This is a genomic window from Streptomyces sp. NBC_01433, assembly GCF_026340105.1.
Classification (GTDB): domain Bacteria; phylum Actinomycetota; class Actinomycetes; order Streptomycetales; family Streptomycetaceae; genus Streptomyces.
In genome coordinates this window covers 128,457-151,961 of the sequence record NZ_JAPEPM010000004.1, presented here as the reverse complement: position 1 = coordinate 151,961, position 23,505 = coordinate 128,457, and the positions used below count along the sequence as shown (strand labels likewise).

Here is a 23,505-nt window from a genome sequence, read left to right as displayed (position 1 = left end):
CTGTGTGTTCACTCGGACAGCAACTCCCCACCGATCCGGGGCAGCGTCCGGGACGGATGGCCGAACTGTCCACTTGGCTTGAGGTATCCCGTGTCCTCGAACAGCAGGACGCCGTTGCACAGGCGGCTGTAGCCCGTCGCCAGACAGCGGAGCACGACGCACGCAGTGTGGAAGTCCGGTGCCACTGCGGGCGGGCACTCGGGTTGGTGCACGCACACGAGGCCAGCCGTACCCATGGTGACGAGCAGATCTTTCAAAGTGGTCGCGGAGCTCTGCAGGTGATCACGCGCCCTGAGCAGGTCGTCCGGCATAGGACTACTGAGCAGTTCATCCGATGTGCGCAGGGCCTCGGTCAGGCGGCCTGATGCCCGCCTAAGAGCGACGGCGTGCAAACCTTCGTCGAGCTGCCTGTGATGCTCCCGCAGCCGGAACATCAGGTCGCGGGCATCTTGCGCCGTCGCGGGCACGAAGACGGCCTCGTCAAGCACCAAGGCGATGGTCTCCATTGCGGCTGTAACCACCGAACGTCCCGTCGGCGACGGCAGCCCGAGGGGAGCGCGGCGGTTGAACCCTGTACGAATGAGACCGGTGAGGCTCATGCCACCCCCGGGCTGGATGCCGGAGTGCAGGACATCTCCATCCACACCGACTTTCCGACGCCGTCCGACGGTGCTTCCACACCCCAGCGGTCAGCAAAAGCCTCCACGATGAGCATGCCGCGGCCATTCATCTCGTCATCCGCCGCGACGCGCACACGGGGCTGATCGTCCGAGGGGTCCTGAACCTTGAACCGGATCCGCTGCCCGTCACAATTCACGGAGACCGCAATCGTGCTGTCGTGAACGCGGCGACATCCGTGCACCACCGCGTTGGCCATGAGCTCCTGAGCCCCCAACACGAATTCGTCCGTGAGGTGTTCGAGCCCCGACTTCCGCAGCAAGTCCGCCAAGTCGTGACGAAGAAGACCGATCGCTTCACGGTCCGCTGACAGAGCGACGGCGAAGGCGAACGGACGCGGGGCGGGGGCATCGGAAACTAGCTCGGCCAGCATTTCCACAGGGGAGTGGTGGGGAACCTCGGTCATCACGCGCGCTCCTCGACCTGTTCCATCGTGAAACCGCGGACGAGGCGACGTCTTTCGAGTCCTGGGGCACATGGTGGGCTCCTTCTCTCGACTGACCGGTGAGCTGTTTTCGGACATAGGCCGAGCTCGAACACATGAGGTGGCCAGAATCCCTGCACAGGCGGGGGGGTGCAGGAATATCGTCTTCACGAGAGAACCTCGTCCGGGGCTTGGGCGGAATCCCGATCGGCCCACGGACCTGGTGCACGTAGTGCAAGATCTTTTCGGGGACAGGGGCCCACCATGGGGCGCACACGCAACCGCCAGCTGGAAGCCGTCATCCAGGAACTGGGCTTGCCCCAAGCACGCCTGGTGGCTCGCTTCCGAGCCGTAGCGGCAGAGAACGGCGCTCACGAACTGGACGCGACGAACCGGTCGTCCATCACCCGCTGGATCTCCGGCACGAGCCCGAGCGGCCGAGCGCCGTCTATCTTGGCCGAGACGCTCTCGCGAGGCCTCGGCCGCACCGTCACTCTCGCCGACATCGGCCTGGCCGCAGGCGAGGGTGCCGAACCGCAGCCGCCGGACTGGAGCATCGACACGCTGACGACGCTGGTGAACCTCGGGGGCACTGACATGGACATGGACCGTCGACGAGCACTGGTTAGCTCGGCCTACTCCGTCGCAGGACTGGCCCTGCCCTCCGAGTCGTGGTGGGAGGAAGCAGCCGAACGCGCCCGCACCCGCAGAGCGGTGTCGACGCACACCGTCACCACCCAAGACGTTGAGAGCGTCCGCGAAATGGCCGTCTTCTTCTCGCGCCGCGACCAGCAGCGCGGCGGCCGCGGTGCCGGCCGCACGGCGCTCGTGGCCTACTTGCGCACCGAGATCGCCGACTACCTCAACAGCGGATTTCCCACAGAGGAACTTCGGCGCGACATGACCTCCGCAGCAGGAGAACTCGCCTACCTCGCCGGATGGACGGCCTTCGACGCCGGGGAACACCCCATCGCACTCCGCTGGTTCACCGTGGCCACGCAGCTTGCTGAAGAAGCAAAGGACGCCCCCCTGGCTGGCCACGTCCTGCGGGCGATGGCTCACCAGGCCGTGGACCTCAAGCAACCCGCTCAAGCCGTCCGCTTGGCCACCGACTCCATCGCCGGAAAGCGGTACTCCAACGCGAGCTGGCGCGAGAAATCGCTGATCGGCGTCGTTCACGCCCGCAGCCTGGCCGCCGACAACCGCCGGAAAGAGGCCGTGGCCGCCCTCGTCCAGGCCGAAAAGGACCTCGGAAAGGCGGGGGATGGAGACGGGCCTGGTCGCGTCTGGTTCTTCGGCGAAGCCAGTCTTGCGCACGAGACCGCGGCGACGCTGCGGGACCTCGGGGACCTGAAGGGAGCGGAGAAGCAGTTTCGTCACAGCGTTCGAACCCGCCGGGAGCAGTTTGCCCGTACCCACGCGGTGACCCTGGGCTACCTGGGCGCCGTGCAGGTGCAGCAGGGGCAGATCGAGGCCGCATGCACCACCTGGGGTCAGGCGCTGGACGCCATGGCCGGAGTGCAGTCGGGCCGAACTCGGGAGACCGTCGTCCAGATGCGTCGAGCGCTCAGTCCGTTCCGAGACCGAGGGGGCAGCCTCGCCGTCGAGCTCGACGCTAGGGCGCGGGCATTGCTCGGCGTAGGCTAACGGCGCCATCACGTCAGGGATCGGCGCCGGGCTTGGGCTTCGGGGATCCCTGCAGAAGCGAACGAGGGGGAGCCGGTGCGTTGGCTGCGCGGGTTGTTGAGGACGCTCGAAGGACTGCTCAAGGGGCATAGGACCCTTGAGGTACCCATCATCGCCACCGTTGTGGGAGGCCACACCGGCCGCCTCGACGACTACAAGGGCGGAGTGGTGTCGATCATCCGGTTGAGCTCGGACTTCCCCCCCGAGACGCTGCAGGGGATCGATGAGTTTTCCCACCTCCAGGTCATCTGGCACTTCCACGAGGGATCGGCGACCGACGTGGCCCTCCACGCCCGAAGCCCCCGGGACAATCCGGCGTGGCCGGCCACTGGCACCTTCGTGCACCACAACCATCGGCGCCCGGCCCGCATCGCAACCTCTTACCCGAGGCTGCTCCGAGTAGATGGGCTCGACCTGCACGTCGAGGGCCTGGACGCCGATGACGGCACCCCCATCATCGACCTGGTGGCAGTCTTCACGCAGTTCCTGCCCCGCGGCCTGGTCACACAGCCGACCTGGCCCGACGAGATGCTCAAGGACTACTGGACTGACTCCAAGGAGCGGCCCTAGGGGGAACTTGTTCCCTTTGTACTCGTCCGCATGAGGGCTGACGACGGAACGGGTGACCACCACGACTCCATCGGCGAACCCGGCTCGAATCTGCTGTCGCACCATGCCCCATCCCGGCCGCAGCAGGGTGTCGGTCGCATCATGGTGGTCCGTGTAGGACTGCCCTACTCCAACCTGCCAGTTCTGGCGCATTGCGAAGGCTTCAGCCGCGTCCAGCGAATGACGAGGCTCGTAACCTCCCACGGAGAGTGCATATCTGCACACTCTCGGCATGCGCCCCTTGGCTTGGAGCAACGCCACGATCCGCCCGAGGTTCTCACGGCGGGCCACCGCAAGAGAGGCATACGGGTCGGGCTCAACGCGGATTGTCTCTGGGAGTAACTCCGCATCGATGGCGCGCTCCCGGTCCATCCGGAACTGATGAACCTTGCGGACTGTGCTCTGGCGCATCGCTGGCCTCGGCTTCTTCGGTGGGGGACGAAGGATCATCTCGGCGCCACGGGGCCCACGAGACGATCCTCTCAGCCAGGTGGGAACCCAGCCCGAACAGCCCGACGCGAATCACCGTGCGTGACAAACGGACCTGACTTGATGCACAGTCACCCCGTCGGGCTTCTAGCTTGCGCCTTTTGGCGGTCGGCGCGCAAGACTGTCAGTGAAATTACCAAAAGACTGAACACGTGACCCCATCGCCACTCTCGTCGGCGGCGTGCCAAACTGCGTCTATGACGCAGAAGCGAGCGACCTCGACCGTATGGCGTCGCAGAGTTGGCGCTCAGCTCCGTCGTTGGCGCGAGCCCGTGATGAAGGCAGGCGACGCGGCCAAGGTCATGGGCTGGGACAGCACTCGGCTGAGCAGGGTCGAACGCGGCCAGTACCGTGTGTCATCAGACGAGGTGCGAACGCTGGCCGCGCACCTTGGAGTTGACGATGAAGTCGCAGTGAGCGAGGTGGCCCGCGTAGCAGAGAGACCACTGGGCGGGGGATGGTGGGCGCCTTACGCCGGCCGCATCGGCGACGCATACCTGGACTTCATCGAACTGGAAGCCGACGCCAGAGCAATCCGGATCCATCATCCGACTGTAGTGCCCGCTCCTCTGCAATCGGCTGGCTACGTTCGCGAGATCCTGACCCGCGCAGCTACCAACCTGACGCCGGAGCGAGCCGAGATGCTGGTATCTATCCGCATGGCGAGGCAAGGCATCCTCACGAGCGACGAGGGACCAGTGAAGCTCAACGTGCTGGTGCCCGAGTTGGCGTTGCATGCCCGCTTCGAGAGCGGACCAGGCGTCATGCGCGACCAGATTCGAAGATTGCTCGACGCCACAGAGCTCCCGAACGTGAACTTGCAACTCGTCCCACTGACGGCTCACCCGGCGTTCGTGACCAAGGGCCCTGTCACCTTGATGTCGTTCTCCCACCCGTGGGTTCCGATCGGAAGCGTCGATAGCCCCTTGGGTGGGACCCATACCGAGGAGCCCGAAAAGGTCTCCTGGATGGAGGAAGAGTTCGACCTCATTTCCTCCATCGCCCTCCCCGTGGATGCGTCACGGGAACGTCTTAGCGAGTATCTGGAAGGACTGTACAAGTGACCACACCTAACGCCCTCATGGCGCCTCAGATCGAGGGCGCCAGCTGGCAGAAGTCGAGCTACAGCGGGAGCAGTGAGGGGCAGTGCATCGAGTGTGCGATGAACCTGGTTCCATCCAAGGGACGCGTCTACATCCGTGATTCGAAGGAGCCGCATGGTGCGGCGTTGCAGTTCACGCCGGCCGCCTACAGGGGTTTCATTGACGAAGTGCGCGGAGGGCGTTTCGACATCTGACGACTGTGCTGCTCTAGTCGTTACGTAGGAGCGGTCCGCTTCCCCCCACGCCGAATGCGGGGGGAGGCGGACCGCTTCTTGACAGCCATACCCATGAGTGATCAGACAGTACTCCTCGTGGTCTCCGCGCGGAAGATTGCTCTCGCCTTCTAGCCTGCAACGCCGGGCCGCGCTGAATCGACGTGCGGTTTCGATGCTCCTGCACCGTGCCCGGACTGGGAGGGCGGCCGGTCTGGTCGTTCTCGACGTCGTCTACTTCTACAGGGGCCACGCGAGCGGGCAGATGACGAAGGGCGAGACCTACGACGTCTTGGAGGAACACGTCCGGCTCTTCGTGATGCGTCAGAGCGCTGCCATCGTGCGGCGAGCCACCCTCAACATCACCGGATCCCCCAGGCCGTGAGTACACCGCCGCCTGAGCGGCCGTCGTGCCGCTCTTGGGCGGCGCTCGCGGAGCCGTGCCGGATATGGTTGTCGGCATGGCCGCCGCCTCCTCACGCAGACCCTCTTTCCGAACCGCCGAGTACTGGGCGGCCATCGAGGCCATGGCGGACGATCTGATCTACCACACCGCGTCTCGCAATCCACACGCCTCCGGGAACGCGCGTGGCACCCTCCAGCGGCTGTCGAACTGCGGGTTCGGTCCCACGAGCCTCTTCGACCTGTGCACCCTGCTGGTCCTGGCGGCGCCCCGCTCACCGGCGGAGCCCTGCGGCCCCGGTGGCCGAGCCCCCGCTACTGCGTCGCCCACCGAACCGACACCGGGCGTGCCGACTGCCGCGCCGATCGCGGAGCTCAAGAGGGGCCCCGTGACAGTGACGACGCACGCGACTAAGCGGCACGTCCAGCACCTGCGGGAACTCGAAGGAGCCGTTGCCGAGGCCCTGCTGGTCAGCCCGGAACACCCCAGAGCACGCGACGCTGTACGCCGTGCGCTCATGACCGGAGGCCGTGCCGTCCAGGACGCGACTGCGGTCTACGGGATCGTCTGCGAGCTGTTCGAGCGTACGGCCTCCTGACCCGCACGTGGGAACACCCGGCCGGTAGCACTATCCGGATGTCTTCGGTCGGACGGGAAGCGCGACGAAATCTGGTGGAGTTCCCGGGTTTCCGCCCCGGAGTTGCCATAGCCGGGGTGCTGTGTTGTGTGAGAGTCCTACACTTCCCGAGGTGTGGTCGCTAGGACGGCTGAGATCCCAGAGTGTCCGCCTGACCTGCGAAGCGACAATGTGCCAACTGTTCACCAGCTGTCTGGCAGGCCGTGGGTCGGCCATGGATGTGACAAAACATGGACTGGCTTCGCCATGCAGACCTTCTCTACGCTGAGACCGTACGAGGCAGCAGAACTGTCAGTATCAGCGCCGGTAGAACACCCGTTCCGGGTGAGCAGCTAGTCGAAGTCAGGAGCCGAGCATGGTGATCGCCACCCTCGCGGAGGTAGTCGCGGTTTACCGGGCCCGGGCAGCTCTCGCCCCCTCGCACGTGGCCGAGCGCGCCGGTATCTCCATAGCTCAGTACCTCGCACTTGAGCAGGGCACCGCCTGGCCGGGCACCGCTGCGGTTGAGGCTGTCATCGACGCCTTGCAGATCCCAGCCAGCCACCGCGCGTGCCTGGCCGCGGCTGGCGCCCCCCTCGACAAATACGTGCAACGCATGCTCCACGGCTACGACATTCCTGCCCTCATCGTGGACAGCACCTGGCAGACCGTGGAGGCGAACGTCTTCGCCCGCACGCTGCTGCCCGACTCGGCCCTGCCGGGCTGGAACCTGATGCGCTGGGTCCTGCTGGACGATGAGGCACGAAGACGACTAGCCAACTGGGACGACGTCGCCCGGTGCTTCTCGGGCGCCCTCAACAACGCCATCACGGCAGCGCCACACAACGCCGAACTGCTCGCCATCCGCGAGGACGCAACGCAACTGGGACAGATCGCCTCTCCCTCTTCACAGAACTGCCCCGACGGGCAGGTTTTCGTCTGGCGCACGGACAGCGGCGCGTCCCCAATCTCCGCCTGCCTGGTCACCCCGCCCAGCGGCCGCCCCGACCTGCAGCAGATCACATTCGTGCCGCGCAGCACCCAACCGGTGCCCGTACTCATGGCCGCCCAGACCAGCCCCACCCCCTGGGACGGCACCCTGCTCACCGATCTGCTCTCCTGCGGGCGGTGCGGACTGCTCCTGACCGGCGGCGGCCAGTCGACCGCCTATAACTGCGCAACGGGGTGCCTGCCCGAACTCGCCGCGGCCGACCTGGAGCTCCGCATCGCGAAGAAGGTACTCACTCGCGCTTTCCCCGCCCGGGCCTGCCGTGCGCTCGGCATCGCACAGGAGATCCTCATGGCCGACGGGTTCGAGCTTGAGTTGAACGTCCCCGTCTCGCCTCAACACGCGCTGGATCAGTGGCGGCGCTCGATGACCAACACCCAGCGCCGCGGCATCCTCACCTCGTCGCTGAGATCAGCAACGGTCAACCCCGCACCGGGCACCGACGGATCGACCGATGTCGACCTCACCTACAACTGGCGTGAGCTGACATCCCCCTGACCACGGGCGTGGGCCACCCGCCACCGACCCTTGGCTGCCGGGGCAACCGTCCGTCACGGCGGAGTCATCCAAACCCCTGCCGGCCGCCCCGGCACGAGACATCGTCTCAGCTCCGGCAGAGCGTCGCACTGCCGTGCCGGTGATCATGAGCACCCGCGTCCCGCGTGACGGGACAGGCAACCAGATACTCGGGTCTGGAAGATCTCATGGCGGGACGCGAGCGTTCCAGGTCCGCCTGCCCGGTCCGACCGCACCTAGCGTCCACTCCTGAGGAATTCGCCGTCACCGTCAGGAGAAGCAGATGGGCCGCAGGAAGCCGACTCGCACGCGCCGCCCGCGCCAGGACAGGACGTCCGCACGGGCCCGCGAACATACGCCAGGTGACCTGTTCCCGCCAGGAACCATCGTTCAGATGCTCGCCGACACGACCGCGCGGGCCCACACCGCAGCCATGGCCAATGGCATGGCCCACCAGCCCTCTCTCACGGCCCTACGGCGCGGCCGCATCGTCGCCATGGCTCACACCCGCCCGCTATACAGGGGCAAAGACGCGGAGAAGGGCATCGCGGACCTGGCTCTGCTGGCCGCGGCAGCGGCCGCCGACTGCATCGTGCTCACCTGGGAGACCTGCGACGTCAAAGTCGCCTGCGACATCCCCCTCGATGCCACCGAAGAGACCCTGAACATCCTCATCGCTGGCGAAGACGGTCAGTACATGCACGTGGAGTTCCCCTACGCCTCGCATCCCGTGGCGACCCGTAACCGCACCGGCCTCCAGGGCTTCCGGCCGCAGTGGCTCACGCCCGTCCAGAGCACGAACGATCTGCTCCTCACGCCTATCCAGCGAGCCGTAGAGCAGTCCTTTGCCCAACGGTCGGCCATCGCCCCCTCCGGGCTGGACGCGACCATGGTGTGGATGGAGGGACTCGGCTACACCGTCAACCTGATCGACTCACGGCCCCCCGCAGGAGCTGCGTAGCCGCGTAGGCACGGATTCCATGCCCCGGCGGAGCCGGTCTCGGCCCGTCGTCCTCCGCTCGTCAAGGGGATCCGCGTCCCGGAACGCATGGTCCCGTTGGGGGAGTTCCTGCTCACCAGCTCCAGCACGATGCCGCGCCCAGTGCGCTCGGCTGCGTCATCGACAATGAGTCCCTGACCCAGAGGATCAGGGGCTCGTCACCTGGTGAGCCAGGAGACCAAGGCCGTCCTGCGGAAGTGCTTCGAGAAGGTCATCGCGTCGGGGACGCCGACGGTCGTCACCGACTGGGCGACCGCCGAACTCGCCAAGGCATCCGCGAAGATGTTCATCGCGGCGACGCTCTCAGCTTCGCGTCGTCGGGGGCAAGGATTGGGCGGGTACCCAGAGCGCCACATGCACACGGTGGCGACGCGCCGTCCAGGTGCTCGGGGAACAGCTGCGACCACGCCAGCAGCGAGGGAGTCCACAGACTGCTCAACAGCTCGTGCACCTCGTCTTCCGACGGGGCGCTGCCCTGGTTGCGGCGCACCAGCGCCCGGGCCAAGGCGTGCACGGCGATGTTCACCATAGACTCCCGTTCCGCGCAGCTTTGCCGGAGGGGGTTCTCGCCCGCGAGGGAGAGACACCGGTACGCCTCGGCGAGCTCTTCCTGCGTCTGACCGGTGGAGACGTCCATGGCCGGCAGGATGTCCGCTGCCAGGCCGCCGAGGAACAGCGCGGTGTGCGCACCGGCCTCGCCGCCGGTGTGCAGGGCGCGGGCGTCGAAGGCGAGCAGGGCCCGCCGCAGAAGATTCTCCAGCGCAGTTGGAGCTGATGTGGTCGTCACGGGGGAAGCCTACGGTGTCGCCCGGGACGCCCGGGGCCGGCCGGAGACTTCCCCGGGATGGTCACCGGCCTGCGGCATTCCGAACAGAACACCAGGCGCTCATCCCGCGACGAGCGAGGGGACTTCTACGCGGCGAGGGCGGCGGGCTCTTCGAGGCGGGTGGCCGCTTGTCGCCAGGCCGCGGTGACCGCGGTACGGGCCATGGCCGACCATCCGGCACGGTCACCGGTGAGCTCGATGGGCGCTCCTACGTGGACGTGCAGGCCGGGGCGGCGCAACGGTGCGGTGGCCAGCCCGGCGAACTGCTTCACGGTGCTTCCCGAGGTGACACGGCGGGCCCCTGCCTGTCCTACCGGGACGACGAGGGCCCCGGTGCGTTCAGCCAGCCGTGCCAGGCCGCTCCGGAAGGATCCGGGGGCCGCCTCTGCGGCGTCCCTCCGGCGAGGCAGGCCCCCTTCGGCGTAGATGAGCACCGACCGTCCCTGTTCCAGGGCCTGTGCGGCGGAATCGAGTGCGTCGGCCGCCCGCCGGCCGCCCCGGAATACGGGGATGTGGCCTCCGCGGGCGAGGGCATGGCCGAGCAGGGGGATGCGCCACAGCCCGGCGGCCGCCATCACGACCGGGTCGGCGCCGAGCCGGCGCAGGGCGGCCAGCACGATCGCCGGGTCGGCCAACGAGGTGTGGTTCGCGGCGAACAGGCTGCCCGGCGTGATCGTGAAGCGGGTGTCGGTAGTGACCGACAGGCGGCCGACGGTGGGTACCAGCGCGTCGGCGATGCGGCTGAGCATGAGCGATCTCCCCGTTTGAACGATGTTGATCTACATGTTCGCCGGTGTTCATCGCCGCGGCATGAGCGTTCCTACTCATCTGTGCGCCCATAGTTCCCCAGTCCCAGGCGGGGCCTGAATGCTCAGGCAACTGGTCGATCCTCGCCTGTCTGGCGCGATTGGGCTCAGGTGAGGGCCGAAGGTCCGGCTGCTTTCTGCTCGGGGAAGGCGTCGGTGATCTTTCCCAGGAGGATGTGGAGGCGGTTGGTGTTCATGGCCACCCACTCGCTCATCTCGCCAGTAGTGACGGATTTTCCGTTGGGCAGCATGAGGGCACCGGATGCGCCGGCCAGGGCCGCCGCACGTTCCAGGTGGCCGAGTGCGGCGACGAATTCACTGATCAAGGGGGTCTCGACCCTGCTGATGTGGAGCACGTGCTCGCAGGCATGGCCGGGCAGGAGAGCGGGAGTTGCGGTCATGAGGATCATCCCTTTCGTCGTGCAGTGATTGTTCTCTGTCTTCGCCCCGAGGCCGGACCGATGAGCCCGGCCCCCGGGGAAGCTGGCGGACGGCGAATGATCGGGAACGCCGGACCGGGTTATGCGGCCTTGGGTTTGGCCGGCCCACCACCGTTGCTGCTGCTGACGCCGGGCGGCCCTGCTTCGATGATCTTCTTGCGGTAGGCAGGATCGGTGCCCCAGGTCGTCCTTGACTTCTGCTGGTGGTAGCCGTTGGTGCATTCGCCGAGCCATGTGCGGCCGATTCGCTCGATGCCGCGTGACCAGGCGTCATGCCACAGATAAGGGCCAGCGGCCGCGTCTTCCTCGTTGCCGTAGGCCGACTCCCAGCCGGTCCACAGTGCGGTCAGCTCCGCCACCACGGCGCCGTGCTCCCACCAGCATGCATGCGGAAGCTGCTCCGTGGTGAGCTCGTAGACGTCGGCCATGCGGATCACCCATGCGGCGAACTCAGTCCATAGATCCTCGCGTTCGTCTTCCTTGACCTTGTGCCAGGCGACGGGCGCGCCGCGGACACGCTCGCTGTCACTGCCGCCTTCGTCCCCCGAGCCTCCTTGCTTGGCCCCACGAACGGCGGCGCCATCCTCCAACTTCGCCAGGCGCGCGGCGAACCCGGTGAGTTCGCCGTTGATGGACTCCAGCGCGTCGAAGAGCGGGCCGAGCGGATCAGGCACGGGGCACCGCCTTCCGTGCCCTGCGGCCTCGCGCCGCCCCGATGGCCGCGGCAGAGGTGCCGGGGCGGACCCTCAGCAGGGGAAAGCGGAGCTGGGGTGGCACACGGCGCCCGGAGTCCTCGATCCGGTCGAGGCGCTCGGCGAATTCAGTGAGCTCGCCGTTGAGGGAGTCCAGGCCATCGAAGACCGGGCCCAGCGGATCACGGGGATCGTACTTGCGGCGCAGAGGCTGCGCCTGTGGCTGGGTTTGCGCGGCACCCGGCGCGGCGGCCTCCTCCAAGCGGGCGAGTCGCCTCGCGTGGTTCGTCAGTTCTGCGTGCATGGACTGCAGGACGGCGTCGGAGGACTCAGCTGCTGGCGACATGACTGTTCACCTTCTTCAGGGCTTCCTTGGTGGCATCGTTGATTTCCTTGGCGCGGGGGCCTTCGTGGATCCGCTCGAACTTGACCCGCGTGACAGGGGTGCGCCGATGGACGACCAGCCCCTCGCGTTCCTTGATCTGGCGGATGTCGCCGGGCTCGAGAACGGCCCTGCGCCGGGTGGAGATGCTGATGGAGGCGCGGTCTCCGTCGTCGCTGACCGACTCGGTGTCCTCCTCGAACTCGCCGGCGAGCTGCGAGTACGTCTTCAGCTCCTGCTCGTCCGAGACACCACCCAAAATGACCTTGATTGTGGCGGCTGCGAACATCTTGCGGACGCCCAACTCCCCCCACCGCTCGTGTGCCTGGGCGAGGTTCTGCAGCACGGCGACCATGAAGATGTTCTGCGAGCCGGAGACGGACATGAGGCTGGGGATCTGCGGCAGTGGTGCCACGTTGGCGAGCTCGTCGCCGAGCAGCGCGAGTGGCGGATCGAGGCGGCCGTTGGGCATCCGGGCCGCGATCACCTTTGCGGTGTCGAGGATGGCCCGTGAGAAGGCCGCCAGGATGGGGGCCAGGCTGGAACCCTCGTCTTCCTCGCCGATGAGGAAGACGGTGCCACCCTCGGTGAGCCACTTTGTGATGGAGAAGTTCTTCTCGTCTCGGGCGGACATGCCGAAGATCGCGGCTACCTTCTGGTCGTACAGGGCAAGGATGCTCTGCTCGGCGGTACGCCAGCTTGCCGACCGCTCCTCGGGAGCCGCAGCATGCTGGGCGGCCAGGGCCCGGGCGAGGTTCTCCTGGCCGTGGGCGGCCAGGATGTCCACCGGCTGACGCTCGGTGGGAGCGGTGGCCCAGCGCAGGATGTCCATGCCGCTCAGACCCTCCAGCGCGGCTGCGTGCAGCCAGCAGGTCATGAGCATTTGGGCATTCATGACGAAATACCCACCGTTCTTTGTTCCTTCGTCCGATTTCGCAGTGCCCGTGAGAGTTTCGGCGCGCTTTCGAGCGACGGTGAAGTCCTCGCAACCGTCCGTGATGGCCCACTGCAACTGCAGCGGCCAGTTGGACAGGCCCGTCGGGTCGAGCACCATGACCGGCCCGTACCTCTCGCGGCTCTTGGCCGTCGCGTACAGGACATCGGTCTTGGAGGAGGTGGCGAGCACACTGCCAGGGAAGTCGAGGATCCACGGCATGATCAACTGTGAGGTCTTGCCCTCCCGGGGAGGCGCGACGATCAGGACGGTTTCCTCGAACGGGATGAACAACTTCACGCCGGTCGGGATGGCGGTGCCGCAGAACACGGCGACCTCGGTCACCGGTACGTCGGTGACCTTCGGCGGCGCGCTGGGACGCCACGGCAGCGCCCGCGTGGTGCCGGCCGCCTTGTCGAGGGAGAGCCGCGGGGTGGCCAGGCTCGGGCGCAGCGCGCCGAGCCGGGACAGGGCCTTGGCCTCGCCCATGGCTTCTTCCAGCTGGCCGCTGGTGGCCATTCCGTCGGTGCCCTCATCGCGTGTTGTACGCCAGCGCCGCCACCCCGCCCGGGCTCCCCAGCAGGTGCCGACCGCCGTAGCGAGGAAGGGCGGGTAGAAGGCGAACGGCCCGCCCACCCCCGTGCCGACGGGGTAGGCGTCCTGCGGGTGAAGCGGATCGGTGACCAGGGCCGGGATGGCGGCCGCGGTCTCGTTCCACGACACGATGGCGGGCGAAGCGTGTGAGAGCACGCCGGAGAGGACGGCAGCCACCCACGTCCAGAGAGTGAGAGCGACTGCGGTGATGCACAGGGCGATCCACCAGGCGTCCTTGTAGACGTGCAGGCGGTTGCCCGAGTGCGGTGTGACGACCTTGGCCACTACCGTGCCCCCCCGCCCGTGGATATCGGGTCACCGTCGGCCGGTCGAATGGCCGTGAGCATCACGCGGGCGTAGGCCCCGCAGAGGCGATGGCTCACAGACGGGGTGGACGAGGTGGTGGTGTGCCGGGAAGGCGCGCGGACGGCGAGGTTCGAGGGGGGCATCAGGCTGCGCTCTTTCGCATCGTGATGAGCGGTGCCGCGGGTGCCTGGCTCCCGGAACTGGCCTCGGTCATCTTGCGGTTGGTGTTGGTCAACTCGGACTCGGTGGCACTGCGGATGTGCTCCACCAGGTGCATCCGGTTGCCCACCTGCCATACGGCCCGTCCGGGAGAGCAGCGGCTCGCGCCGTCGACGAGCGCTTCGCGCGCCCAGTCGGGCAGTTGCAGGTAGTCCGCCGTGATATCGGCCTCGGCCTTGTCCATGTGGTAGAGCACCCGAGTGGCGGTGAGTTTCAAGATGGCCGCGGCCTCGGGAGCCTCGTCGACCATCAGGTCGCCAAGGTGATGCAGGATGGCCCAGAACGACAGACCAAGCCGTCGCCCGTACCGGACGAATTCCTCAAAGAGCCTGGCCACGGGGCGGTGGGAGAGGATGTGCCAGGCCTCTTCGACGATCAGCGTTCGCTTGATGCTGTCCCCGGTCTTGATCCACGCATAACGCAGCCACGGGCCGAGCACACTCATCAGCAGCGGCATGGCCTCCCCTTCGCGAGGCAACCGTGTGAGGTCGAAGACGATCAGTCGGGCATCGAGGTCGATGCCGGGCGTAGTGGGGCCGTTGAACAGGCCGGCAAGATCCCTTGTGGGGCTGCACAGTTGGTCCATCGCCAGGCTGGCCGGCTGGCCCCACTTGACCATGTCCTCGACCCCGACCTGGCGTCGCCCGAGCATGGCTGGCTCGGGGTTGGTCAGCGCATCGTGAATGTCGGACAGAACCGCGACCCGGTCCTCTGCCATGGCTCTCACCTGCGCGGTCGCGTGGGCGACCGAGAGGGAGAACTCACTCTCGCTGCTCAGCGGACCGCCGATGATCTCGACCATCGAGCAGAGGATCTTGAACTGGTACTGCGAGGGAATCCGGGGGTCCAGCGGGTTGAGCCGCACCCCCTCGCCGTCCTCACCGCCGTACACCAGGCGGACCGGGGTGACACCCAGCGACCGCGCGATGCTGTCCCACTCGCCGACGCCGTCCTCGCCCTGTGCGTCCAGGATGCAGAACGAACGGTTTTTGAAGCGCAACTGCCGCAGCACATAGCACTTCTCGAGCGACGATTTACCGAACCCGGACTTGCCGAGCACGAGGGCGTGGCCGCTGGGGAGACGCTCGCGGGCGGAGGGGTCGTAGAGAATGAACGGGTCGTAGATGTAGGCCTTGCCGGAGTAGATCTCCCTGCCGATGATCACGCCCCGGGGGTCCGAGGACGGGGCGCCGACCGCGGGATACAGCCCGGAGGCGGTGGCGGTGGTGGTACGCAGGGTGCGCCGTCTGGTCTGGGACTGGCGGCGAACAAGTTCGAGCATGGCGCGTCAGTCCTTCAGCAGTCCGGTGACCATGGGTAGGGTGTTGGTGAAGGCGCGGTACTGCTCGGAGTCGCACCACTCCAGCGCCAGCTGGCTCTTGACCGCGGCCGCGCGCACCGTGTTGCGGTGCTGGACGAGCAGCTCGGGGTCGGGCGCGGTGACGGTGACCCACCCGGTCAGGCGTACTCCGGCCGCACCGTTGGCCAGGTCGTGCATGGTCGAGGCGGACGCCCCCAGCTCGCGTTCCTCGCGCGGGTCGGCGATCTTCCCGGGATGGTTGTCGGCCTGGCCCGCCTCGTTGGTGACGTCCGCCATGGCGTCCTGGAAAGCCTTGTCGGCGGGTAGCAACCGCATAGTCACCCCGACCGTCAAGATCACGTCGGAGACGTAAAGCAGCAGCGGAGCCATGAAGTTGACGCCTACCGGCAACACAGGAAACTGCTTGATCCACGCGGTACTCGTGTACCAGGGATCGGCTCCCTCCCAGCTGCGGGCGGCCATGCGAGTGGGTTCCCGGCCGTCCATCTCGGCGGGCCAGCAGCTCGCGCGGTCCATGCCCCGGGTGTCGTTGATCCAGTGGTCGGGCGCGTAGGTGTGGTGGATCAGCGAGGCGAGCGCGGGCTCGTCCAAGTTGCGGACCCACCGCAGCTGCGCGCCGCCCAGGCCCCGAATGAACTGCTCGACCTCCTTGCCCAGCACCTCGCCGTACCCGTCGTGCAGGGTCCTGTAGGTCAGTGCCTCGGCGGACAGCTCCTGGGTGTAGGGGATGCCCAGAACCAGGAACAGCCGCCGATCTTCGGCGTAGATCGAGACCATGTCGACCAACTGGTCGTAGGAATCGCTCAGCCAGGACGGCGCTGCCGGATCCCGCCGTGCGGCGGCATCGTGTGCGTGGGCGTTGGGGTCGGTGGGCAGCAGCCGCGCGAGCCACTGCACGTACTGGATGCGCCCGCCGCTCTCTGCGGTCTCCTTGAGCAGGTACTCGTAGGCGGAGACGAGCGCTTCCTTGTCCGCGCTGTCGAGGCCGCCGAAGTTCTTGGCGCCCTCGACCTCGATGCAGGTCACGAACATGCCCTCGGTGGGCTGGAGCAGGACGGCGATGTCTCCGTACGCGGTCCTGGCCGTGATCCATTCCAGCGACTCCGGCACGCCCACCGGCTGGGCCACCGGCTCCGGCGTGCCGTCCCGGCGGCGCCCGGAAAGCGGGGCTGTCGACTTGTACAGGAGCCTGCCGTCGCGCAGCAGCCTGCGGTGGGAGCGGCGGATCTCGTACCAGCGAAGGAAGGTGCGGCCCTTGTAGGGGACCATCGTGACGTAGACGCATGTTCCGGCAGCCCCGAGGGCGCCGAGGATCTTCAGAGGGATCCCGGGCAGGCCCGCCAGCAGGCCGACTGCCAGGATGATGCCGCCGAGCAGGACCAGCTGCTCGTCCATTTCGAAGCGCCGCCCCAGCAGACCGCGTGGACGCGGTCGGGGGAAACTGAAGACGCGGTCCATCGCGACTCCTCTCTCAAGACGTGATGGGTGGGGTGAGAGCTGCCGTTAGCTCGCGGGTGGTTGCGGCGGGGGAGCGGGGGCAGGGGGCGGGGGAGCCTGGCCGCCCTGCCTCGGCGGCGGGGGAGCCCCCCCGGGCCTGGACCCGGGCGAGCCCGACCGTGGAGGCGGTGCGGGAGCTGGCCGTCGGGCTCCGCCCGGGACACCGCCGTTCCCGCCACCGGAGCCGCCGCGGCCTCCACCGCGCGGACCGCCGGGGCCCTTGCCCTTGCCGGAGCCGGCACCCTGCTGACCGCCACCCTGCTGACCGCCACTGCCACCGTCGCCGGAGGCCGTGTTGGCGCCGTCCTTTGCAGCCTGGACGGTCTGGTCGCGGGCCTTCTCAATGCCCTCCTTGACGGCCATACCTGCAGCGACTGGAGGTGCACCCTTGCTGGCTGCGCCAGTGGCGCCACCGGTTTTGCCGCCGGCCGAGTTCTTGGACGCAGCCTGCGTCTTCATCTCGTCCTGCTTGCCCTTTACGGATTTGGCACGCTGGCCGGCCTCGTCCTTGACCTGGGCCATCGCCTGCATCTCGTCGCCGACGATGGGCAACCACTTCGCGATCTGGAAGGGCATGAACAGGGCGATGAAGAGCAGGGCGAGGAAGGTGATGCAGGTGCCGATGGCCTGCGGCAAGGTGATGCGGTCAACGCTGCCGGCAACACCGTCCAGGAGGGCGCCCGCCAGGGCGAGGGCGACGTAGATGCCCAGCTTGCTCGCGATGATCCCGCCCATGATCCCGACCCATTTGCGGGTATGGCCCCACAAGTCCTTGTCGACGAGGCCGGAGAAGACCAGTGGCCCAAAGATGAGCCCGAGCAGGATCAGCGCGTTGCGCACGACGAGCATGACCCAGAGGCCGAACACCGCCGTCAGGATCATCAAGGCGATCGGAATGGCGATGACCACACCGACCCCTGGCATCAGAATGGAAATGGTTGCCAGAGCGCCGAAGATGACCATTCCGCCGACGAATAGCTCGGCGATGTAGTCACCGAGAATTGCCTCTGCCGCACTATCGATGAAATCGACTGTGGTAGCCACCGCGGCCGGCATGAACCCAGCCACGACCACCGACATCAGCAGGTAGCCGACGTTCTCCATAGCGGCCTGTCCGGGAGACACACCCCGAACCACTCGCTTCACCACCGAAACCAGCCACTGGACCATGGTGAAGACGGCGGAGAGGGCGAAGATGAGACCGTACAGGCGGATAAACCCTGGGTTTCCCCAGTCGATTTCCATCATGACTAGTCCCCCTTGCCCTTCTTTGGCGCGGCAGATTTCTTTCCGGTGAGCTCCTCGCCGAAGGCGGCAAACATTCCTTTGGTTCCGGACCGAAGCTTCTGCTCCATGTAGCCGAGCGGGTCTGAGGCGAAATCAACGGCTGAACTCACGCCATCGACAAGAGAATCGGCTCCGGACTTGTCGTACAGCCACTTACTGCCCTCCTCTGCCTTCTTGCAGACAGTTTTCCCGCCTGGCGCATTGCACGGATTGAGCCAGCCGGGAACGGAAACATCCGCGTGAGCCTGAGGGGCAGCTGGCCCGGCCACAACAATGGAGGCGGCGAACATAGCGGCGACGATCCCTTGTGCCACGCGCCGCCGTGCGGAATCAACCTGCATAGCGGGGCGCCCCGAATTCCTTGTTGGCCAGGCGCATGTCCTCGGTGGACGATGCTGACTGGTCAGGTGCAACCAGCGGGGTAGGGCCGTCCGCCAGGTCGATCGTCGCGACCTTCCAGTCGCCGTCCTGCCACTGAAGGATCAGCGTGTAGGTCGACCACGTGCCCGAGACGGGCATCTTCGACTTCTCGGTGGGGACCCCAACGACCTCGCTCATCCAGACCTTGACCGTCGCCGTGTCCTCAGAGAACGAGCGCACGCTGGTGCCGAGAGACGCGGCGCGCATCACCATGTCCGGGACCGTCTGCTCGGTCACCCCGAGCGACGCCAACAGCCCCTTGGCCATCTGGTCGTCCTGCGCCTGCTGATTGCCCAGCGCAGTGGACGTCATCACAGTCTTGAGTACTTGGTGACGCAGCGCCTGGTCGGCGAAGTACCCCGGAGAGGAGCGGGCCACCTGATAGTTGACCGCGGCCGCCGCAGCACCGTCCTTGGTGCGCGGATACCCCACGGGGACACCGCCCTTGACGGATTTCGCCTTGGCACCGGGCCCGCTGCCACCGGCCTGGGAGGTAGGTGTGGAGTCGGCAGGCGCCTCGGGCGCCCCCTGGTCGTTTCCGCCCCCACCGCCGCCGCCGAACAGGGTCAGCGCAATCCCGAGCACGAGGACGAGGCCGAAGACGATCGCGCCGATCTTCACCCTGCGCCACGGGGATGCCATCCCGGCCCCGGAACTCTCCGACGCTTGGGCCGTCAGACTCCGCGTGCCGGCCTGCTTCTGGTTGCCAGCCATCAGATTCCAAACCCGTAGACGATGCCGAAGAGTGTTGACATCGAGGCGACTGCGAACAGCCCAATAAGGGAACTGCCGACCATCGTCTGTCCCTTCTTCGTCTCCATCGAGTTGTGCTGCTGATTTCCGACACGGATATGAACAGCGCCGATGATGGCGCTCCCGAGCAGGAAGAGAACGGCACCGGCCATGACCACGCCGACGATGATCTTCGCCTTGGTCCCGATGGCGCCGAATACCGCCCAGTCGGGCTTAATTCCGTTTGTGATGGTGCTGATTCCGCCGTCTGCAGCGAGCTGCACCACTTGCTGTGTTACCTGCACGAATCCCTCCCAGGCTGCGAAAGCCTGCCCCAGCCCGCGTGACGGACCTGGACAATCGGTCGACGACAGCGAGAAATTCGAGCGTCACACCGAATAATCCCCAGGCGAATATAGGGAGGCGGCTAAAACACCTCCCCTGCGGATGCGTTGACGCATCCGCAATTCAATGCCGTAGAATTCAGCGCGAGTTGTCGATTCCCTGCTGCTCTCACTCGGCGCAGACGCTAGCCGCGCAGTGCACGGCTATGTAGTGGCGCATTCGCAGCCCTGGGACGCCCGGCTAAACGGGCTCACCCCATGGCACGGGAATTGCGGTTTCCGTCCCTCGTGGCGGGATGCGCATCGACGACTGGGGATCGAGATATGAGCACAGCCATACGGGTTGCCGGGGGTGGGATCGCGGCGGTGTGCATTGGAACGCTCTGCCTGCCGCTGATGCTGGGCGCCGGCGGGTCAGACGACGGACCGGACTGGGAGGACTCCTGCACACCCAGCGGCTCGGTCATGCAGGCGGCCAGCAAGGAACAGGAGATCCCGGCCGCAGAGGCCGGCGGACAGGTCACAGTGCCCCTGAACCCTCAGGGCAAGCAGCAGAGCGTCAACTGGACGGAGGAGCAGAAGCGCAACGCGAGCGTGATCACCAATGTCGCGCGCAGCCGCGGCCTCCCACCTCGCGCCGCAGTCATCGGCGTGGCCACCGCGATCCAGGAGTCGATGCTCAAGAACATCCGGCACGGAGACCGCGATTCCCAGGGACTCTTCCAGCAGCGCCCCTCACAGGGCTGGGGCACCGTCGCGCAAGTCACCGACCCGATCCACGCGAGCAACTCCTTCTTCGGGCGCCTGGCCAAGGTCGGCAAATGGCAGACCAAGCCGCTTAGTCAGGCTGCCCAGAATGTGCAGCGCTCCGGCTTCCCCGACGCGTACGCGAAGTGGGAGAAGACCGCGGGTGAGCTCGTGGTCAAGAGCTGGGGCAAGAAGGCCGTGCTCTCCACCACCTCCGGGTGCGACGCCGTCGAGAACGCCGCCAACTCCTCGGACGCCAAGGGCGGGTGGGCGATGCCCGTGGAGAACTCCCGCGTCACCACCCCCTACAAGGCCGGCGGCGGCATGTGGTCCTCCGGCAGCCACACCGGTATCGACTTCCCTGTCGCCACCGGCACCAGGGTGCAGGCCGTCGGCACGGGCACCGTCGTTGAGGCCGGATGGGGTGGCGCGTATGGCAACAACGTCGTCATCAAGATGAGCGACGGCAAATACACGCAGTACGGACATCTCTCGAAAGTCACCGTCAGCAAGGGACAAGCCGTCAAGGCCCGCCAGCAGATCGGCATTTCCGGTTCCACCGGCAATGCGTCCGGCCCGCATCTGCACTTCGAGGCCCGTACAGGACCCGCGTACGGATCCGACATGGACCCCGTCGCCTATCTCCGCAGCCACGGACTCTCGCTCTGACCACCTGAAGGAGGAGTGCCTGCGGCGCCATGCCGCGGGCCACACACCATGAACACCAGCACGCACTACCAGGTCCACATCAGTCGCGACGGCCAGCTCCACATCGACAACGAGCCGCAGCTCGTCCCCGACGGAGTCGACCCCTCGCAGGTTGTCGTCCAAGTCCTCCACATCGAGGCGGCCGGCAGCGGCCTGCCGGTCCTCGTCCAGGTCCGGGACGAGCGCAGCGACGCCCGCTTCGACATGCAGGTCATGCCCGACGGCACCACTCAGGCCGCAGAAACCCCGTCCGCGGCTCCCCAGCTGGCGGCAGCCGAGCCTGGTCAGCAGAAGGCCAGCCTCTTCGACCGGCTCGCCGCCGCCCAGGCCGCGGGCCGCGCCCACGACTTCGATACGGCCATAGAGGCCGCTGAAGACATCCTGCAGCAGCTCACCGCCGAGCAGGGCGCCACGGCTTCCGGGACCCTCGAGGCCGCAGAGTTCCGGGCCGACCTGGCCTATCTGAGTGGCGAGTACGCCTTCGCCGCGGCCTCATGGACCTGGCTCGCCCTTGCCTGGTTCGACCGCCTGGGGCCGGGCAAGCGGCGCACCCAGGTGGCGGCGCAGAACGCCGCCGACGCCTGGATGCATCTACCGCCGCACGAGGCCGGCCCAATGGTCTCCGACCTCGTCAACATGCTCTTGGAAGTGGTAGCCCCTGAGCGCACCGCAACCATGCGCGCCCAGATCACCGAGCGACTTGGACAACTCAACAACTAGGGGAAAGTCAAGGCCCATCGGACCTTGACAACCTAGCAACATCATCAAACTGCTACAGTCTCCTGTCGCGAGCACAACAACCCTAATGTGTGCAAGAGCTTCGATGGCAGAGGAGGCAGGATCATGCGGCGCCTGACGGTGTTCTTCCAAGGTGTCTTCGCTCTCGGCTTCGTCGTCATGATGCTGGTGAGCGGCCTGACGCTCGTCGCTCACGATGGCCTCAGCGTCGAGCTGGCCCAGTCTCTTGGGTTGCTCGTCCTGTTCCTCGGGTTGCTCCTGGTCACCGAGCGCCTTTCGACCGGGCGCTGGTTCAGGTGGTCGCGCCGCTGAGGCCGACCCGGGTGATGCTTCAGGATTCAGGCCGGGCCACCCGTCCGCCTCGGCGCGACAACGGCACCAACCTGGCCGGTACGTAGACACGCGCGAAAGCCCCGCCCGCCCGGGCGGGGCTTCGTCATTGTGGCAGTGCTGTCTCAGGACGCCCCTCTCGAGTCGGTGGCAGGCAGTACGGGCGGTCCATACAGGGTGAGATCCGTGCGGCGCAGCGGAGCAACTGGCCCCGGCCTGTGCCCTGACCTCCCGATCGCGGCGCTCTGTATGTGACCGCGTGCAGCAGGCGGACCGAGTCAAGTTCATGATCAGTAGGTGCGGTTACCGAGACACTCGAGGATGGGGTGATCGATGTGCCGGTGCTCGGTCTCGACACCGTAGCCGACGGCGCGTAGCCGTACGGCGAGCTCCTCGGCGACGACGACCGACCGGTGCCGGCCGCCGCCACACAGGACATGGATGTCCATGCGGTGATGGTCGGGCAGGGCCAGGAGCGCCACTGCCCTGGTGAAGCTGCGTTCGATGAGCCGGTCTGCGCCAGGGGTCACCAGGACGTAGTCCCGTACGTGGGGGTCGAGGCCGTTGGCGTTCAGCATCCGTGCCCGGACGGCGGGATCCGCTGGGGGGTTACGCAGAGGGCGAGCGTCGACGCGGAGTGCGTTGCCGCGCGGGGCGTCTTGGTGGCCGTCGCCGTAGCTGGTGATGACGGTCCGGATCAGGGCAGGAGCGAGCTGGGTGTGTAAGTCAGCGGGAGGCATAAGCCAAGTCTCAGGGCCTTGTGGGGGTGAGGGAAGAGGGAGCGCGATGTTGCACGTTGCCTCTTCATCGCTGCTGGTCAGCGAGCTCCTGTTCCAGTGGCCAGACTGAGCAACTCTGCGACACGCTCTGCCGGGTCGACGGCCCATGCCGTGCTGGCGGTGGTGCCAGAACAAAAGGTAGGTTCTCGCCGCTCATGTCCCAAGGCGACGCTGTGACCTGCGGATTCGTGCGGTGCCTCACGCTGTGTCCAGCGGCTCATTCTCACGGCCGTGTCCATTTCCTCGGCAGTGGTCGCCGAGGCAGATCTCTGACCTGCGCAGTCTCGACAGTGGCCACCGCGTGGCCACCGCTCGTGAAAATTGGCCACGCGATCTGAGAACCTACAAAAAAAGAGAGACCAGCCATACCTGCCCGTGAAGGCGCAGGATTACGAATGCTCACCTCGTCGGATGAACTTGTGAGATGGCTGGTCTCGCAACTAGTTAAGCACACCTTCCGCGCCGGCCGTCAAACCACAGGCCCGCAACCCCCCTCGCGAACCGCCTCTACCGACGCCACTCCGCACGCCTGACGAGTGCCCAATTCCCGCCGGATGGGACACAGAACGAAGAATCCGCGCCCACCGCACTCACCCCTTGGACCGCAGCCCGGTTTTGGCTTGTTGACCGGTGGATCACAACGCAGCCTGCCAGGAGT

27 protein-coding genes are annotated in these 23,505 nt (G+C 66.8%); 11 read left to right on the top strand and 16 right to left on the bottom strand.

Annotated features, from left to right (window positions below; genetic code table 11):
* Window positions 1-8: 8 nt before the first annotated feature.
* Both OG413_RS40345 and OG413_RS40340 read right to left on the bottom strand, forming a co-directional pair.
* Entirely contained in the window at window positions 9-218 is a 210-nt protein-coding gene (locus OG413_RS40345; RefSeq protein ID WP_266814982.1) for a DUF5999 family protein, read from the bottom strand.
* A gap of 377 nt (window positions 219-595) precedes the next feature.
* On the bottom strand, window positions 596-1,084 hold the full coding sequence (locus tag OG413_RS40340) for an ATP-binding protein (RefSeq protein WP_266814584.1): 489 nt from the start codon (window positions 1,082-1,084) through the stop codon (window positions 596-598).
* Between the two features lie 282 nt (window positions 1,085-1,366).
* On the opposite strand from OG413_RS40340, the gene OG413_RS40335 reads away from it, so the two are divergent.
* From OG413_RS40335 to OG413_RS40300, 8 genes are all read left to right on the top strand, one after another.
* Window positions 1,367-2,749 (top strand): Tat pathway signal protein, encoded by a 1,383-nt coding sequence (locus OG413_RS40335; RefSeq protein WP_266814582.1) that lies wholly within the window; start codon window positions 1,367-1,369, stop codon window positions 2,747-2,749.
* A gap of 75 nt (window positions 2,750-2,824) precedes the next feature.
* Window positions 2,825-3,358, top strand: a complete 534-nt coding sequence (locus OG413_RS40330) for a TrmO family methyltransferase (protein WP_266814580.1) — start codon at window positions 2,825-2,827, stop codon at window positions 3,356-3,358.
* Between the two features lie 725 nt (window positions 3,359-4,083).
* The gene (locus OG413_RS40325; protein ID WP_266814578.1) at window positions 4,084-4,950 is read left to right on the top strand and encodes a helix-turn-helix transcriptional regulator; all 867 of its coding nucleotides are present in this window, start codon (window positions 4,084-4,086) and stop codon (window positions 4,948-4,950) included.
* Window positions 4,947-5,183: a DUF397 domain-containing protein gene (locus tag OG413_RS40320; protein WP_266814576.1), complete on the top strand. Its 237-nt coding sequence runs from the start codon at window positions 4,947-4,949 to the stop codon at window positions 5,181-5,183. Before OG413_RS40325 ends, OG413_RS40320 begins: the two co-directional genes overlap by 4 nt.
* Before the next feature lie 193 nt (window positions 5,184-5,376).
* Window positions 5,377-5,586, top strand: a complete 210-nt coding sequence (locus OG413_RS40315) for a hypothetical protein (protein WP_266814575.1) — start codon at window positions 5,377-5,379, stop codon at window positions 5,584-5,586.
* A 76-nt stretch (window positions 5,587-5,662) separates the two neighbouring features.
* Window positions 5,663-6,202 (top strand): hypothetical protein, encoded by a 540-nt coding sequence (locus OG413_RS40310; RefSeq protein ID WP_266814573.1) that lies wholly within the window; start codon window positions 5,663-5,665, stop codon window positions 6,200-6,202.
* 394 nt (window positions 6,203-6,596) lie between these two features.
* Window positions 6,597-7,727, top strand: coding sequence for a helix-turn-helix domain-containing protein (locus OG413_RS40305; protein WP_266814571.1), 1,131 nt, complete (start codon window positions 6,597-6,599; stop codon window positions 7,725-7,727).
* Window positions 7,728-8,139: 412 nt separating this feature from the next.
* Complete coding sequence (locus OG413_RS40300; protein ID WP_266814569.1) at window positions 8,140-8,706, top strand: hypothetical protein; 567 nt, start codon at window positions 8,140-8,142, stop codon at window positions 8,704-8,706.
* Window positions 8,707-8,903: 197 nt separating this feature from the next.
* Here OG413_RS40300 and OG413_RS40295 read toward each other — a convergent pair whose 3' ends face one another.
* From OG413_RS40295 to OG413_RS40235, 13 genes are all read right to left on the bottom strand, one after another.
* Window positions 8,904-9,035, bottom strand: a complete 132-nt coding sequence (locus OG413_RS40295; RefSeq protein WP_266814568.1) for a hypothetical protein — start codon at window positions 9,033-9,035, stop codon at window positions 8,904-8,906.
* Window positions 9,032-9,532, bottom strand: a complete 501-nt coding sequence (locus tag OG413_RS40290) for a hypothetical protein (RefSeq protein ID WP_266814567.1) — start codon at window positions 9,530-9,532, stop codon at window positions 9,032-9,034. Before OG413_RS40290 ends, OG413_RS40295 begins: the two co-directional genes overlap by 4 nt.
* 125 nt (window positions 9,533-9,657) lie before the next feature.
* Window positions 9,658-10,320: a lysophospholipid acyltransferase family protein gene (locus OG413_RS40285; RefSeq protein WP_266814566.1), complete on the bottom strand. Its 663-nt coding sequence runs from the start codon at window positions 10,318-10,320 to the stop codon at window positions 9,658-9,660.
* Between the two features lie 164 nt (window positions 10,321-10,484).
* Window positions 10,485-10,778 (bottom strand): hypothetical protein, encoded by a 294-nt coding sequence (locus OG413_RS40280; protein WP_266814564.1) that lies wholly within the window; start codon window positions 10,776-10,778, stop codon window positions 10,485-10,487.
* Between the two features lie 119 nt (window positions 10,779-10,897).
* Entirely contained in the window at window positions 10,898-11,491 is a 594-nt protein-coding gene (locus OG413_RS40275) for a hypothetical protein (RefSeq protein WP_266814563.1), read from the bottom strand.
* Window positions 11,484-11,855 carry a hypothetical protein gene (locus OG413_RS40270; RefSeq protein ID WP_266814561.1) on the bottom strand — a complete coding sequence of 124 codons (372 nt, stop codon included), beginning with the start codon at window positions 11,853-11,855 and terminating at the stop codon, window positions 11,484-11,486. Before OG413_RS40270 ends, OG413_RS40275 begins: the two co-directional genes overlap by 8 nt.
* Window positions 11,839-13,704 carry a type IV secretory system conjugative DNA transfer family protein gene (locus tag OG413_RS40265; protein WP_266814559.1) on the bottom strand — a complete coding sequence of 622 codons (1,866 nt, stop codon included), beginning with the start codon at window positions 13,702-13,704 and terminating at the stop codon, window positions 11,839-11,841. The genes OG413_RS40270 and OG413_RS40265 overlap by 17 nt, the downstream gene beginning before the upstream one ends.
* 163 nt (window positions 13,705-13,867) lie before the next feature.
* Window positions 13,868-15,109: an ATP/GTP-binding protein gene (locus OG413_RS40260; RefSeq protein ID WP_266814557.1), complete on the bottom strand. Its 1,242-nt coding sequence runs from the start codon at window positions 15,107-15,109 to the stop codon at window positions 13,868-13,870.
* Between the two features lie 123 nt (window positions 15,110-15,232).
* Window positions 15,233-16,723, bottom strand: coding sequence for an SCO6880 family protein (locus tag OG413_RS40255; protein WP_266814555.1), 1,491 nt, complete (start codon window positions 16,721-16,723; stop codon window positions 15,233-15,235).
* 45 nt (window positions 16,724-16,768) lie between these two features.
* Window positions 16,769-18,010 carry a hypothetical protein gene (locus OG413_RS40250; protein WP_266814553.1) on the bottom strand — a complete coding sequence of 414 codons (1,242 nt, stop codon included), beginning with the start codon at window positions 18,008-18,010 and terminating at the stop codon, window positions 16,769-16,771.
* A gap of 2 nt (window positions 18,011-18,012) precedes the next feature.
* A complete protein-coding gene (locus tag OG413_RS40245) occupies window positions 18,013-18,339 on the bottom strand; it encodes a hypothetical protein (protein ID WP_266814551.1) in 327 nt (108 codons plus the stop codon).
* 40 nt (window positions 18,340-18,379) lie between these two features.
* Window positions 18,380-19,090, bottom strand: a complete 711-nt coding sequence (locus tag OG413_RS40240) for a hypothetical protein (protein ID WP_266814549.1) — start codon at window positions 19,088-19,090, stop codon at window positions 18,380-18,382.
* 92 nt (window positions 19,091-19,182) lie between these two features.
* A complete protein-coding gene (locus tag OG413_RS40235) occupies window positions 19,183-19,506 on the bottom strand; it encodes a hypothetical protein (RefSeq protein ID WP_266814547.1) in 324 nt (107 codons plus the stop codon).
* A gap of 363 nt (window positions 19,507-19,869) precedes the next feature.
* Here OG413_RS40235 and OG413_RS40230 point away from each other — a divergent pair, with 363 nt between their 5' ends.
* The 3 genes from OG413_RS40230 (at window position 19,870) to OG413_RS40220 (ending at window position 22,050) form a co-directional block, all read left to right on the top strand.
* Window positions 19,870-20,961, top strand: coding sequence for a M23 family metallopeptidase (locus tag OG413_RS40230; RefSeq protein WP_266814545.1), 1,092 nt, complete (start codon window positions 19,870-19,872; stop codon window positions 20,959-20,961).
* Between the two features lie 48 nt (window positions 20,962-21,009).
* Complete coding sequence (locus OG413_RS40225; RefSeq protein ID WP_266814544.1) at window positions 21,010-21,720, top strand: hypothetical protein; 711 nt, start codon at window positions 21,010-21,012, stop codon at window positions 21,718-21,720.
* 123 nt (window positions 21,721-21,843) lie between these two features.
* Window positions 21,844-22,050 carry a hypothetical protein gene (locus tag OG413_RS40220; RefSeq protein ID WP_266814543.1) on the top strand — a complete coding sequence of 69 codons (207 nt, stop codon included), beginning with the start codon at window positions 21,844-21,846 and terminating at the stop codon, window positions 22,048-22,050.
* Between the two features lie 308 nt (window positions 22,051-22,358).
* Here OG413_RS40220 and OG413_RS40215 read toward each other — a convergent pair whose 3' ends face one another.
* A complete protein-coding gene (locus tag OG413_RS40215) occupies window positions 22,359-22,808 on the bottom strand; it encodes an RNase adapter RapZ (RefSeq protein ID WP_266814542.1) in 450 nt (149 codons plus the stop codon).
* Window positions 22,809-23,505: the final 697 nt, after the last annotated feature.